11 protein-coding genes are annotated in these 14,190 nt (G+C 73.3%); 3 read left to right on the top strand and 8 right to left on the bottom strand.

Going from position 1 to position 14,190, the window contains the following annotated elements; translation table 11 throughout:
- Positions 1-43 precede the first annotated feature (43 nt).
- A complete protein-coding gene (locus ACOJV7_RS01750) occupies positions 44-1,330 on the top strand; it encodes a homogentisate 1,2-dioxygenase (RefSeq protein ID WP_420188438.1) in 1,287 nt (428 codons plus the stop codon).
- Between the two features lie 22 nt (positions 1,331-1,352).
- Here ACOJV7_RS01750 and ACOJV7_RS01745 read toward each other — a convergent pair whose 3' ends face one another.
- From ACOJV7_RS01745 to ACOJV7_RS01710, 8 genes are all read right to left on the bottom strand, one after another.
- Complete coding sequence (locus ACOJV7_RS01745) at positions 1,353-2,480, bottom strand: uroporphyrinogen-III synthase (protein WP_420188437.1); 1,128 nt, start codon at positions 2,478-2,480, stop codon at positions 1,353-1,355.
- The gene (gene cobA / locus ACOJV7_RS01740; protein ID WP_420188436.1) at positions 2,477-3,703 is read right to left on the bottom strand and encodes a uroporphyrinogen-III C-methyltransferase; all 1,227 of its coding nucleotides are present in this window, start codon (positions 3,701-3,703) and stop codon (positions 2,477-2,479) included. The genes ACOJV7_RS01745 and cobA overlap by 4 nt, the downstream gene beginning before the upstream one ends.
- Positions 3,700-4,092: a nitrite reductase small subunit NirD gene (gene nirD, locus ACOJV7_RS01735; protein WP_420188435.1), complete on the bottom strand. Its 393-nt coding sequence runs from the start codon at positions 4,090-4,092 to the stop codon at positions 3,700-3,702. The genes cobA and nirD overlap by 4 nt, the downstream gene beginning before the upstream one ends.
- Positions 4,089-6,665 carry a nitrite reductase large subunit NirB gene (gene nirB, locus ACOJV7_RS01730; protein WP_420188434.1) on the bottom strand — a complete coding sequence of 859 codons (2,577 nt, stop codon included), beginning with the start codon at positions 6,663-6,665 and terminating at the stop codon, positions 4,089-4,091. The genes nirD and nirB overlap by 4 nt, the downstream gene beginning before the upstream one ends.
- Positions 6,666-6,733: 68 nt before the next feature.
- Entirely contained in the window at positions 6,734-8,221 is a 1,488-nt protein-coding gene (locus tag ACOJV7_RS01725) for an FAD-dependent oxidoreductase (protein WP_420188433.1), read from the bottom strand.
- A complete protein-coding gene (locus tag ACOJV7_RS01720) occupies positions 8,218-10,371 on the bottom strand; it encodes a molybdopterin oxidoreductase family protein (protein WP_420188432.1) in 2,154 nt (717 codons plus the stop codon). The genes ACOJV7_RS01725 and ACOJV7_RS01720 overlap by 4 nt, the downstream gene beginning before the upstream one ends.
- A 7-nt stretch (positions 10,372-10,378) precedes the next feature.
- Positions 10,379-11,740 (bottom strand): MFS transporter, encoded by a 1,362-nt coding sequence (locus tag ACOJV7_RS01715; RefSeq protein ID WP_420188431.1) that lies wholly within the window; start codon positions 11,738-11,740, stop codon positions 10,379-10,381.
- Between the two features lie 108 nt (positions 11,741-11,848).
- Complete coding sequence (locus ACOJV7_RS01710) at positions 11,849-13,192, bottom strand: nicotinate phosphoribosyltransferase (RefSeq protein WP_420188430.1); 1,344 nt, start codon at positions 13,190-13,192, stop codon at positions 11,849-11,851.
- 24 nt (positions 13,193-13,216) lie between these two features.
- Between ACOJV7_RS01710 and clpS the strand changes: the two genes are divergently transcribed.
- On the top strand, positions 13,217-13,507 hold the full coding sequence (gene clpS, locus ACOJV7_RS01705; RefSeq protein WP_035947232.1) for an ATP-dependent Clp protease adapter ClpS: 291 nt from the start codon (positions 13,217-13,219) through the stop codon (positions 13,505-13,507).
- Positions 13,507-14,190, top strand: coding sequence for a DUF2017 family protein (locus ACOJV7_RS01700; protein ID WP_420188429.1), 684 nt, complete (start codon positions 13,507-13,509; stop codon positions 14,188-14,190). The genes clpS and ACOJV7_RS01700 overlap by 1 nt, the downstream gene beginning before the upstream one ends.

Raw genomic sequence — 14,190 nt, 5'->3', positions numbered from 1 at the left:
CCGGCCAACCGGCACGTTTCGGCCCACAGTGAGGTGGAGAGAAGTGGCGCACTACCAGTCGATGGGCAGCATCCCGCCCAAGCGGCACACGCAGCACCGCCGACCGGCGGGGCGTGGCAAGCAGGGGGAGCTGTACTACGAGGAGCTCATGGGGGAGGAGGGCTTCTCCTCCGACTCGTCGCTGCTCTACCACCGCAACATCCCCTCGACGATCGTCGACGCTCAGGTCTGGGAGGTCGGCAACCTGTCGACGACGCCCAACCACCCGCTCAAGCCGCTGCACCTCCAGCCGCACGCGCTCTTCCCCGACGCGAAGACGATCAAGGCCACCGACGTCGTCACCGGTCGCCGGCTCCTCCTCGGCAACGGCGACGTGCGGATCTCGTATGCCGTCGCCGCCGCGCCGAGCCCGTGGTACCGCAACGGCATCGGTGACGAGTGCGTCTACATCGAGCGCGGCGCCGCGCGGGTCGAGACCGTCTTCGGGGCCTTCGACGTCGCGCAGGGCGACTACATCGTCATCCCGCGGGCGACCACCCACCGCTGGCTGCCCGTCGCGTCCCGCAAGGAGCCGCTGCGCGCCTATGCGATCGAGGGCAACAGCCACATCGCCCCGCCGAAGCGCTACCTCTCCAAGTACGGCCAGTTCCTCGAGCACAGTCCCTACTGCGAGCGAGACCTGCGGCTGCCGCAGGGGCCGCTGCTCGCCGAGGACGTCGGTGAGAAGGCGGACGCCGAGTCCGAGGTCTACATCAAGCACCGGGGGTCGGGGCCGGTCTCCTCGGGCGGGATCGTCGGCACGGTGCACACCCTGCCCTTCCACCCGCTCGACGTCGTCGGCTGGGACGGCTGCCTCTATCCCTACGTGTTCAACGTGCGCGACTACGAGCCCATCACCGGGCGGGTCCACCAGCCGCCGCCGGCGCACCAGGTCTTCGAGGGGTGGAACTTCGTCGTCTGCAACTTCGTCCCGCGCAAGGTCGACTACCACCCGCTGTCGATCCCGGTGCCCTACTACCACTCCAACGTCGACTCGGACGAGGTCATGTTCTACGTCGAGGGCGACTACGAGGCGCGCAAGGGCTCGGGCATCGGCCAGGGCTCGATCTCCCTGCACCCGGGCGGCCACGCCCACGGTCCGCAGCCGGGAGCGGCCGAGGCGTCGATCGGTGCGGAGTACTTCGACGAGCTGGCCGTCATGGTCGACACCTTCCGTCCGCTCGACCTGGGCGAGGGCGGGCTGGCGTGCGACGACGGCAAGTACCACCTGTCGTGGAGCGGTGGCCGAGGCGGCGGCAGCGCCGCGGGCGAGGTCCACAGCATCGACTGACTGACGCCGCGGTTCGTTGTCGTCAGGCCAGCGCCAGGCGGTAGCCCCGTTTGACGACGGTCTGCACGAGGCCGCGGCCGGCGGCGTCGCGTACGCGCCCGACGGCGACCTCGGCTGCGTGCGGGTCGGTCGAGTCGCCGGGCAGGACGCGCAGGACGTCTGCCCGCGAGACGACCTCGCCGCGCGCGTCGACGAGCAGGCGCAGCACCTCGAGGCCGCTGGGTGACAGCGGCAGGACCCGCCCGTCGAGCAGGGCCACCGTCCGGCGGACCTGGAGGTGGCCGGCCGCGGTGAGGACCGCGCTCGACTGCGCCACCTCGTAGTGGTGCACGAGGCGCCGCACGAGCGCGCCGAGGCGACCCCGGTCGGGCTGGATCGGCTCGATGCCCCGCTCCTGGAGCGGGCGGGCGGTCACCGGCCCGACCGCTGCCGCGACGAGGCAGCCGCTCCCGGCCCGCGCCCGTATGCCGTCCACGACCCCTTCGTCGTCGGCCGCGGCGAGCCAGGCCGCGGCCCCCGGCGCCGACGTGAAGACGACCGTGTCGATCTCGCCGGCAGCCGCGTCGCGCACCGACTGGCGCAGCGCCACCGGGTCGGGCGTGGGACCCCACCGGTAGACGACGAGGCTCGTGACGTCGGCACCCGCCGCTGCGAGCTCGGTGTCGAGGCCGTCCGCTCCGGCGCCGTGGTGCTGGACGGCGATCCGCAGCCCGGCGACCCCCTCGTCGAGCAGCAGCTCGAGGATCTCGGCCGAGGTCTCCGACTCCGCGACCCAGTCGGCCGTGAGACCGGCGGCCTGGATGGCGCCGCGTGCCTTGGGGCCGCGAGCCACGATGCGGGCCCGGCCGAGGACGTCGAGCAGCTCGTCGGCGTGCCCGGCGGCGTCCGCCGCCTCGATCCACCCGCGCAGCCCGATGCCCGTCGTGACGACGACGACGTCGGGCGGGTCGGCGACGACCTCCTTGGTCGCGACGACGAGCTCCTCGTCGTGCTCGTGCGGGACGATCGTCAGCGCCGGGGCATGACGCACCGTGGCGCCGCGCCGGGTGAGCGCCGACGCGAGCTCGCCGGATCGGCGGTCCGCGGTGACGAGCACGACGCAGCCGGTGAGGACCTGGCTCAGGGCCGGGTTTGCCCGGCTCGCGCTCATGCGCCGTCCCTGACGGAGGGGACGAGCAGCCGAGGGTCGGCGACGCGCCCGACGACGACGACCGCCGGCGCGCGGACTCCACGTTCGCGTGCGACGTCGACGATCTCGGACAGTCCCGCCCGCGTCACCCGCTGGCGGTCGGTGGTCGCCTCCTCGACGACGGCGACGGGCAGGTCGTCCGCCGCACCTCGCGCCCTCAGGGCGGCGACGTGGCCGGCGAGCATCGCCACGCCCATGAGGACCACGAGCGTGGCTTCCTCGCTCGCGACGGACGCGAGGGTGTGCGGTGCGAGCGGCTCGTGGCCGGACACGATGTGGGCGGCCGCGGACGTGCCGCGGTGCGTGAGCGGTATGCCGGCCGCCCCCGGCGCGCTCAGCGCCGAGCTCACGCCCGGGACGACCTCGACGTCGACGCCGGCCTCACGGCACGCGAGCACCTCCTCACCGCCACGGCCGTAGACGAAGGGGTCGCCACCCTTGAGCCGGACGACGGTCCTCCCGCGCTGGGCATGATCGACGAGGATGTGGTTGATCTCGTGCTGGGGGACCGGGTGGTGGCCGGCTGTCTTGCCGACGTCGACGACCTCGACGTCCGGCGCCAGGGTGCGCAGCAGGCCGGTGGGCCCGAGCCGGTCGGTGACGACGACGTCGGCCTCGGCAAGAGCGCGACGCCCGCGCACCGTGACGAGGTCGTCGGCGCCCGGGCCACCGCCGACGAGGACGACCCGCCCGCGCGCATGGGTCCCGCGTCGCCGTGTCCGGAGGTCGAGGTCCGCCGTCGCGAGGTGGGCGGCGAGAGCGTTGCGCACGGAGACTGCGCGTGCCGGATCGGGCCGGCCGGTCGAGACGACACCGACGCGCAGACCGGCGTGCTCGGTGGTGGCCGGGTTGCGTGCGGTGCCCTCACGCGCGGCTCCGGCGCAGACGCTGAAGATGCGCTGGGCGGTGGCGCGGGCGCAGAGGGCCCGGTCGACGGTGAGGTCGCCCGTGGCCGCGACCACGAGCCACACGCCATCCGCGTCGCCGCTCGAGACCTCGCGCTGCGACCACTCGACGTGCGGGTCGCGGGTGAGGTCGAGCATCGCCTCGCAGACGACCGGGGTGACGACGTGCACGAGCGCACCCTCGGCGACGAGGGCAGCAGCCTTGGTCGCTGCCACCGGCCCGCCTCCGGCGACCAGCACCGGCCGACCCACGAGGTCGACGCCCAGCAGCGTCGTCATGGCGCCATCACCGCGTCGGGCCGGGCGACGTGGACGACGCCCCCACGGACCTCGGTGGCCCACGTGTCCAGCGTCCGGAGGTCGCGCCCGACGCTGTCGAGGCACTCGCCGCTGCGCAGGTCGAACACCTGCTTGAACATCGGTGAGGCCACCGTCGAGGCCTCCCCTCGGGTGCCGACGATGCCTCGCGACATGACGTGGGCGCCGGAGTAGGGGTCGAGCTGCTGGACGGCATACACGGTGTCGTCGACGGTGCGGAAGAGGGCGACCTGGACGCCCGCGACGATCGCGGCCGCGCCGCGCTCCGGGGCGAGGTCGTCGAGACGGCACACCGCGACCCACGTCGTGGGCGCGCTGTCCGAGCGTGGCTGGGTGACGTCGACGGTCATCGGCGGACCTCCAGGGTGGTGCCGGCGACGAGGACGCCACCGGCGCGTTCGTCGGGGGTCGCCGGTCGGGGTTGCCCGCGTTCGGCGACGTAGGCGAAGGAGTCGTCGGCGAGGTCGGGCGCGTTGACGAAGGAGCCGAACCGGCGCAGCTTCTCGGGGTCGGCGAGTACCGCGGCCCACTCGTCCTCGTAGTCGTCGACGTGCGTGGCCATCGCGGCGTCGAGGTCGGCGGCGATGCCGAGGGAGTCGTCGACGACGACCGCCCGGATGGCGTCGAGCCCACCCTCGTAGTCCTCGACCCAGGCTGCGGTGCGCTGGAGCCGGTCGGCGGTGCGGACGTAGAGGACGAGGAACCGGTCGATGGTCCGGACGAGGGTCTCTGTGTCGAGGTCCTCGGCGAGGAGTCGGGCGTGCCGCGGCGTGAACCCGCCGTTGCCGCCGACGTAGAGGTTCCACCCGTTGTCGGTCGCGATGACACCGACGTCCTTGCCGCGTGCCTCGGCGCACTCGCGGGCGCACCCGGACACCCCGAGCTTCAGCTTGTGCGGGCTGCGGAGCCCGCGGTAGCGCAGCTCGAGCGCGATGGCGAGCCCGACCGAGTCCTGCACGCCGTAGCGGCACCACGTCGACCCGACGCACGACTTCACCGTGCGCAGCGACTTGCCGTAGGCGTGGCCCGACTCGAAACCGTTGTCCACCAGACGTTTCCAGATCTGGGGGAGCTGTTCGATGCGTGCACCGAAGAGGTCGATGCGCTGCCCGCCGGTGATCTTCGTGTAGAGGCCGAACTCCTTGGCGACCTCGCCGATGACGATGAGCCCCTCCGGTGTGATCTCGCCGCCGGGGATCCGCGGGACGACCGAGTAGGAGCCGTCCTTCTGGAGGTTGGCCATCACGTGGTCGTTGGTGTCCTGCAGCGCTGCTCGCTCGCCGTCGAGGATGTGACCGGTGCCGAGCGACGCGAGGATCGAGCCGACGACCGGCTTGCAGATGTCACAGCCGCGCCCGCGTCCGTGGCGGCCGATGATCTCGGTGAAAGTCGTGAGGCCTTGGACGCGCACGACGTCGAAGAGCTGTGCCCGCGACAGGTCGAAGTGCTCGCACAGCGCGTTGCCGACCTCGACGCCCGCACGCTCCAGCTCGGTCGTCACGAGCTTCTTGACGAGGGGCAGGCACGAGCCGCAGCTCGTCCCGGCCTTCGTGCACGCCTTGACCCCGCTGAGGTCGGTGCAGCCTCCGTCGGTCACCGCGCACCGGACGGCTCCGGCCGTGACGTTGTTGCACGAGCAGACGGTCGCGTCCTCGGGGAGGTCCCCGCTCGTCACCGGAGCGGCGCCCTCGGGAAGCAGGTATGCCGCGGGGTCGCCCCCCAGGGCGCGGCCCACCATCGGCCGGAGTGCTGCGTAGGCGCTGGCGTCGCCGACGAGGATGCCGCCGCGCAGGGTGCGGGCGTCGTCGGACATCACGAGCTTCTTGTAGACACCGGCGACCGGGTCGCTGATGACGACCTCGAGGCCACCGGGCTCCTGCGAGAAGGCGTCGCCGAAGCTCGCGACGTCGACGCCGAGCAGCTTGAGCTTGGTGGACAGGTCGGCTCCCGGGAAGGTCCCGGCGCCACCGAGGAGCCGGTCGGCGACGACCTCCGCCATCGTGTAGCCAGGAGCGACGAGACCGAGGCAGCGACCCTCGATGCACGCGACCTCGCCGATCGCCCAGACCGCCGGATCCGCTGTGGCACAGGCGTCGTCGACGACGACGCCACCGCGCTCACCGACGTCCAGTCCACTGGCCCGGGCGAGCTCGTCACGGGGCCGGACTCCCACGGCGAAGACGACGACGTCCACGTCGGCCGAGCCGCCGCCGTCGAACTCCATGCGCGAGACGGTGCCCCGGTCGCCCACGATTCGTGAGGTCGCCGTCGAGGTGCGCACCGTGACCCCCAGACCCTCGATGAGCCGCTTGAGCGCCTCGCCGCCACCGTCGTCGACCTGGAGTGGCATGAGCCGCGGCGCGAACTCCACCACGGCCGTGTCGACCTCGAGCGCCCGCAGGGCTCCCGCGGCCTCGAGCCCGAGCAGCCCGCCCCCGACGACGGCTCCGCGCACCGGGCGGTCGACCTCCCCGCGCCGACGCTCGACGTGCGCCCGCAGGTCGGCGACGTCGTCGATCGTCCGGTAGACGAAGGCCCCCCGCAGGTCGTGACCCGGGACCGGGGGCACGGCGGCATACGAGCCGGTGGCCAGGACGAGCGCGTCGTAGGGGAGGACGGCGCCACCGTTCGTCGTCACGGTGTGGGCACCGCGGTCGATGGCGTCGACGCGCACCCCGCGGCGGAGCGTGACGAGCGGGTCGTCCCAGAGGTCCTGGCTCCCGAGAGCGAGATCCTCCGGGTGGCGCCCGGTGAAGTAGGAGGTGAGCGCGACACGGTCGTAGGGCGCTCGCGGCTCCTCGCCGAGGACCGTGACGGCCCACTGCCCGGGCTCGTCGCGGGAGCGGAGGGCGTCGACGAGGCGGCGTGCCACCATGCCGCCACCGACGACGACGAGCTGCTTGGGGTGCAGGTGCTGGACCATGTCGACGACGCTAGGGACGCGCGGTTTCGGAACTGTGGTTCATCTGTTTCTCCTGCGTAAAACGGTTCTCACAGCGTGCTTCCGGCGATGGTGAGATCCGGTGCCGTGTCGGAACCACCGGTCGCGGCGCCGAGCCGGGCGAGGAGGTCGCAGACCTCCTGGGTGCAGCCGCCGCAGCCCGTGGTGGCACGGGTCGCCTTCGCGACGTCGTCGATCCCGCGCGCACCGTCGGCGTGGGCCCGCTCGATCTCGTCGCGGGTCACGCCGTTGCATCGGCACACGGTCGCGTGGCCGGCCGCGCTGCCGTCGTCGGCTCCCACACCCGCCGGCGCGAGCGCGGGGAGCAGCAGGTGGGCGGGGTCGTGGGGGACGGGTGTGCCTCGCGTGTAGGCCGCGACGAGGTCCGCCGCGACCGTCCCCGCACCGACGCACGTCGCCCCGACGAGCCTGCCCCCGGCGACGACGACCTCGACGTGCCGGCCGGCCGAGGGATCCGAGAGGCTCAGCGCACGGTGGCTGGGGTCGTCCGGCCGAACCCCACCACAGACCCCCATCGTCACGACGTCGAGGCCGTGCGCCTTGACCCGGACCACGTCGTTGGACCGGGCGGCACGCGCACGTCGGCGGCCGGTGGTGCCGGTGAGCCGTTCGGCCAGGGCTCGCGACTGCTCCCACCCGAGCGCGACGAGACCCATCGCGCCGTCGGGCGGCTGGGCGCAGTCGCCGATCGCGAAGACGCGCGGGTCCGCGGTGGCCGACGCGGCGTCGACGAGGACGCCCCGCTCGCACGGCAGTCCGGACGCGCTCGCGAGGGACGTGTTCGCGACCGTGCCCGTCGCGAGCACGAGGAGCTCGGACTCCAGCACCTCGCCACCGGTGAGCCGTATGCCGGTGAGCCGCCCGTCCGCGACGACTGCGGCCTCCGCTCCGGTCCCGATGAGCGGGTGGATGCCGGCACGCGGCATGGTGGCGGCGAGCATCCGGCTCGCCGCGCCGTCGAGCTGACGCTCCATGAGGGCGTCCATCGGGTGGACGACGGTGACCGCGCAGCCGCGCTGGGCCAGGCCGCTGGCCGCTTCGATGCCGAGGACGCCGGCGCCGAGGACGACCGCACGACGCGCGTTGAGGGTAGCGGCGACGACCTCCCTCGCGTCGTCGATCGTGCGCAGGGCGTGCACCCCGATGGGAAGCTCGCCCGAGCCCGTGTCGAGTCCGGCGAGGGCCGGGATCCTCGCGCTCGCGCCGGTGGCGAGCACGAGCTGGTCGTATCGGTGGCGTCCGCCGTCGTCGGTCGTGACGACGCGGTCCTCTCGGTCGACGGCCGTGACGGCCGTGCCGCGCAGCACCCTGAGCCGCGGGTGGTCGGGTGTCGTCAGGGCGAGCGAGGCGAGGTCGTGGCGACCGGCGACGACCTCGCTGAGCAGGACCCGGTTGTAGGGCTCACAGCCCTCGGCGCCGAGGACGGTGACGTCGTACTTGTCCGAGGTGTCGCGGGCGAGGAGGTCCTCGACGAAGCGGGACCCGACCATGCCGTTGCCGATGACGACGAGCCTCATGCGGGGACCTCCACGGTGGGGGTGGGAACGGGGGCGAGGTCACTGGGCGCGCCCACACGGGACACCGCGACGGCGCAGACCTTGAACTCGGGCATGCCCGAGACCGGGTCGGTGGCGTCGTTCGTCACGGCGTTGACCGACTCGTCGCCGGGCCAGTGGAAGGGCATGAAGACGGTGTCCGGGCGCACGCGGTCGGTGACCCTCGCCGGGGCCGTGACAGTGCCGCGCGCACTCGTGAGCCGCACGAGGTCACCGGCCGCGATCGCGTGCAGGTCAGCCAGGCGGGGATGGATCTCCACGAACGCCGCGGGCGAGGCGGCGACGAGCTCGTCGACCCGGCGCGTCTGCGCTCCGGACTGGTAGTGCTGCAGCACCCGCCCGGTGACGAGGTGCACCGGTGCTCCGTCCCGCACGTCCTCGGCGGGACCGTGGTCGTCGACGGCGACGAACCGGGCCCGACCGTCCGGGGTCGGGAAGTCGTCGAGGAAGAGCCTCGGTGTGCCCGGGTGCGGAGCGCCGTCGGTCGCCGGGCACGGCCAGAAGAGGTCTGGCTCGGCGTCGAGGCGGGCGTGGCTGAGCCCGCCGTAGTCGGCGCGCCCGCCTGCACTGGCCCGGGCGAGCTCGTCGAAGACGAGGGCGGCGTCGGTCTCCCAGATGCCTGGAGCGTCGAGCCGGGCGGCGAGCTCGCGCCACACCTCGAGCTCGGAGCGCGGACCCGGGGGAGGGTCGACCGCCCGGCGGCGGCGCAGCACCCTGCCCTCGAGCGACGTCATCGTGCCCTCCTCCTCGGCCCACTGGAGCACGGGCAGGACGACGTGCGCGCGTCGGGCCGTCTCGCTCGGCACGACGTCGCAGACGACGAGCAGGTCGAGGGCGTCGAGCCGAGCCCCGACGTGTCGGGCGTTCGGAGCCGACACGCGCAGGTTGGCGCCGTGGACGAGCAGCGCGCGGGCGCCGCCCGCACGTCCGAGCGAGTCGAGCAGCTCGACGGCGGGGCGACCCCTGCCCGGCAGGGCCGCCGGGTCGACGCCCCAGACGGCTGCGACGTGGGCGCGTGCCTCGGGGTCGTCGACCATGCGGTAGCCGGGCAGCTGGTCGGACTTCTGGCCGTGCTCGCGCCCACCCTGCCCGTTGCCCTGGCCGGTCACCGCGCCCCAGCCCGAGCCGATGCGGCCCGGCAGGCCGAGGGCGAGGGCGAGGTTGATCGCGGCGTTGACGGTGGCCGTGCCCTGCGAGGACTGCTCGACACCTCGCCCGGTGAGGACGTAGGCGCCGGAGCCGCCGCGCGCCGGGCTGGCGTCGGCGAGCAGCCGCGCGGTCCGGCGCAGGAGGGTGGCCGGCACGCCGCTCACCCGCTCGACCCGTTCGGGCCACCACGTCGCCGCGAGCCGCCGCGCCTCGTCGAGACCGGTCGTCCGGGAGGAGACGTATGCCGTGTCGTCCAGTCCTTCGGCGAGGACCACGTGGAGCAGCCCGAGGAGCACGCAGAGGTCGGTGCCCGGGACGGGCTGCAGGTGCAGGCCCTGTTCGTCGTCGGTGAGGGACGCCGTCGGGCTGACGCGCGGGTCGACGACGACGAGCCCCCCGGCGGCCCGGGCCCCCGCGAGGTGGGCGACGGCCGGCGGCATCGTCTCGGCGAGGTTGCTGCCGAGCAGCAGGACGGCCTGCGCGCCGCCGAGGTCGGTGAGCGGGAACGGCAGCCCACGGTCGATGCCGAGCGACCGGTTCGCCGCGGCTGCGGCACTGCTCATGCAGAAGCGCCCGTTGTAGTCGATGTTCGCGGTGCGCAGCGCCACGCGCGCGAACTTGCCCAGCTGGTAGGCCTTCTCGTTGGTCAGCCCACCACCGCCGAAGACCGCCACGGCGTCGGCGCCGTGCTCGGCGCGGATGGCCAGCAGCCGCTCCGCGACGAGGTCGAGGGCCACCTCCCAGGTCGTGGGAGCGAGCTCCCCGTCCGTGCCGCGCACGAGCGGTGAGGTGAGCCGGTCGGGGGCGCGCAGGACGGACCCGCTCGTCCATCCCTTCTGGCACAGCCCTCCCCGGTTCGTCGGGAACTGGCGGCCCGCGACCTCGACGCCGGTGGGACCGGGCGTGAGGGACTGGGCGCACTGGAGCGCGCAGTAGGGGCAGTGTGTTGCGACAGTGCTCATTTGCGACTCAGATCGTCTCCGAGGCGAGAGCGGACCCGCGACGCTGGTAGACGGCATACGTCGTCAGGGCCATCACGCAGTAGGCGACCACGAAGACGAGCAGCGCGGGCACGAGCGAGCCGTAGGCGTCCTTGGCCATCGCGAAGCCGCGGGGGATGAGGAACCCGCCGTAGGCGCCGACCGCTCCGGCGATGCCGATGCAGCCGGCGGCGGCCTTGCGGGCCACGGGCAGCGACGCCGCGTCGACGCCCGCCCGGAAGACCGCCGGGATCATCCGGTAGGTCGCGCCGTTGCCGATCCCGGCGCCGGTGAAGAGGACGAGGAACGCACCGAAGAAGAGCGGGAAGCTGCCGCTCCGCAGGCCCTCGACGGCGGCCAGCGCTCCGGCGGTGAGGACGGCGAACGACGCGACCGTGACGCGGGCCCCGCCGAGCCGGTCGGCGATGGCGCCGCCGAGGGGACGCGCCAGGGCGCCGACGAGCGCGCCGAGGAAGGCCAGGCCGAGGGGCGCCGTCGGGAACTGGGTCCGCAGCAGCGTCGGGAACGCGCCGGCATACCCGATGAAGGAGCCGAAGGTGCCGATGTAGAGGAAGGAGATGACCCACGTGTGGGGGTTCCGGGTCGCGAGGGCGAAGGCGCGGTAGTCCGCCTTGACGCCCCCGAGGTTGTCCATCCAGCGCCATGCGGCGAGGGCCGACAGCAGGACCAGCGGGACGAAGACGAGACCGGCGCGCTCGAGGTGCACCCCCGCACCGATCGCGATGATCGCCGGCACGACCATCTGGACGACCCCGGTGCCGAGGTTGCCGCCGGCGGCGTTGAGGCCGAGCGCCTTGCCCTTCTCGGCCTCGGGGTAGAAGAACGAGATGTTCGTCATCGACGACGCGAAGTTGCCTCCACCGAACCCGGCGAGCGCTGCGCAGAGCAGCAGGACGCCGAACGACGTCTCGGGACGCGTGACGACGACGGCGAGGGCCGTGGCGGGAAGGAGGAGGAGCAGGGACGACAGGACCGTCCAGTTGCGACCGCCGAACGCGGGGACGGCGAAGGTGTAGGGAATCCGCAGGGTCGCGCCGACGAGGCTCGGCACGGCGATGAGCCAGAACTGCTGGTCGAGGCTGAGGTCGAAGCCGGCCGCGGGCAGCAGCGGGACGACGACGGACCACAGGGCCCAGACGCAGAAGCCCAGAAACTCAGCGAAGACGGACAGGACGAGGTTGCGGCGGGCGACCGACCGTCCGGTGGCCTGCCAGAAGCCCGTGTCCTCGGGGTCCCAGTGCTCGATCCACCGGCCCGGGCGGCTCGTGGAGGAGGACGTGACGGGAGCGGCGCCGGTGGCGGGGCTCGCGACGGGGGTGGTGGTCTCCATGCCGACAGACGTTGCCGACCCGGTGTTTCACGTCGCGACGGCGCAGGTAAACCATCCGTAACAGTCACCGCACAGCCGCAGGAGCGGTCCTGTGAGAAGCGGCCGGCGTCAGAGGTAGGACGTGGGGATCGCGGGCTCGCCGCGGCTCAGCTGGTGCGCGGCTCGGGGCAGCTCTGCCATCGACGCCTCGTGGCGCTCGCGAGCCGCGGTGAGCGAGACGTGCTCGCCGCCGACGACCTCACCCCCGCGGACGAGGTCGACGAGGAGCGCGCGGTCGTCGCCGTCGTCGGCGGGTGGCTCGCCGATGCCGATGATCTCGGCCTCGGCCGTGCCCCATTCGTTGCGGCGACGCAGAGCGAACTTGCGGCCGCCGACCGACGTCTTGTCCTTGCTCGCCTTGGCGACGCCGACCATCTCGCCGGAGTCGTCGGTGCGCGCCACGAGCTTGTAGACCATGCCCGCCGTCGGCGCGCCCGACCCCGTGACGAGCTGCGTCCCCACGCCGTAGGCGTCGACCGGTCCGGCCGCGAGCCCCGCGATGGCGAACTCGTCGAGGTCGGAGGTGACGACGATCCGGGTCTTCGTCGCGCCGAGGTCGTCGAGCTGCTCGCGGACCTCGCGCGCCTGCACGAGCAGGTCTCCGCTGTCGAGCCGCACCGCCCCGAGGTCGGTGCCGGCCACCTCGACGGCGATCTCGACCGCACGCGGGACGTCGTAGGTGTCGACGAGCAGGGTCGTGCCGACACCGAGCGCCTCGACCTGGGCCGCGAACGCCTCGCGCTCGTCGTCGTGCAGCAGCGTGAACGCGTGCGCCGCGGTCCCCGCCGTCGGCACCCCCCAGCGGCGGCCCGCCTCGAGGTTCGAGGTCGTCGCGAACCCCGCGATGTATGCCGCCCGCGCGGCTGCCACCGCGGCCTCCTCGTGGGTGCGGCGCGAGCCCATCTCGATGCACGGCCGGGTGCCCGCCGCGCCCGTCATGCGCGACGCCGCGCTCGCGACCGCGCTGTCGTGGTTGAGGATCGAGAGCACGAGGGTCTCGAGCACGACGCCGTGGGCGAAGTCGGACTCGACGACGAGCACGGGGGAGCCGGGGAAGTAGGCCTCGCCCTCGGCATACCCCCAGATGTCGCCCTCGAAGCGGTAGCCCGCCACGAAGTCGAGGGTGTCGGCGTCGACGACGTCGGCTGCGCGAAGGGCGGCGATCTCCTCGTCGCCGAAACGGAAGCGCTCGATCGCCTCGAGCAGCCGGCCCGTGCCTGCGACGACGCCGTAGCGGCGGCCGTCCGGCAGCCGCCGAGCGAAGGTCTCGAAGACGCACCGGCGGCTGGCCGCACCGGAGCGCAACGCAGCCTGCACCATCGTCAGCTCGTAGTGGTCGGTGAGGAGCGCGGCCGACTGGCCGGGGACGGCATACGCCGCGTGGGGCTCGGGAGCGGGGGAGTGGGGGCTCACTCTCGGCAGCCTATTGTGGGAGCCGTGTCCATCGCGCCCGTGCAGGAGGAGGTCGTCTCCTCCGACTCCGTGGTCGAGCCGGACCTCCCGTGGATCACCCTCGTCTGGAACGACCCCGTCAACCTCATGTCCTACGTGACCTACGTCTTCCAGACCTACTTCGGCTACGACCGGGCCAAGGCCGAGAAGCTCATGATGGACGTGCACACCAAGGGCCGCGCCGTCGTCTCGCACGGACCGCGCGAGAAGATGGAGATCGACACCGAGGCGCTGCAGGGTTATGGGCTGTGGGCCACCTTCCAGAAGGACGACTGATGGCGCGCGCGTTCTCCCGTCGCGGTGGCGGCCGCAAGCCGGTCCACTACACGGCCAAGCTCGACGCCGTCGAGCGGGCCGTCGTCGCCGGGCTCATGGAGCAGGTCCACGACCTCGTCGCTCCCGAGGTCCCCCCGAGCACGCAGGACAGCGGCGCCGGTCACGAGGACCCCTTCGACGCGATCGTCTCGGGCCTCGGCGGTCTCGGCATGGGGGTCTCGGTCTCGGCCGAGGACCAGGCGCCCGACGAGCGCCCCGTCCCCTCCGACGCCCGCTCCTTCGGGGACCGCGACCCGGCGCTCGAGCGTCTGCTGCCCGCCGGCAACCGCGCCGACGACCAGGCGTCGGCCGAGTTCCGCCGACTCACCGAGCACGGGCTGCGGACGCGCAAGGCGCGTCACCTCGCCTCGGCGATCGCCGCCCTGCGTGCCCCCGGCACCGGCGTCGACCTCGACGAGCGGACCGCCATCGACATGGTCGTCGCCCTCACCGACGTCCGGCTCGTCCTCGGCGAGCGCCTCGGCCTGCGCGAGGACGCGGACGTCGACCGGCTCGAGTCCGAGCTCGCCACGATGGACGACGACGACCCCCGCCTGCACGCCATGTCGGTCTACGACTTCCTCACGTGGCTGCAGGAGACGCTCGCCACGGCGATGCTCCCCGGTGACCCCGGCACCGCATAA

The sequence above is a fragment of the Knoellia tibetensis genome, assembly GCF_048606415.1.
Lineage (GTDB): Bacteria > Actinomycetota > Actinomycetes > Actinomycetales > Dermatophilaceae > Knoellia > Knoellia tibetensis.
This window is presented reverse-complemented; position numbering and strand designations above follow the sequence as displayed.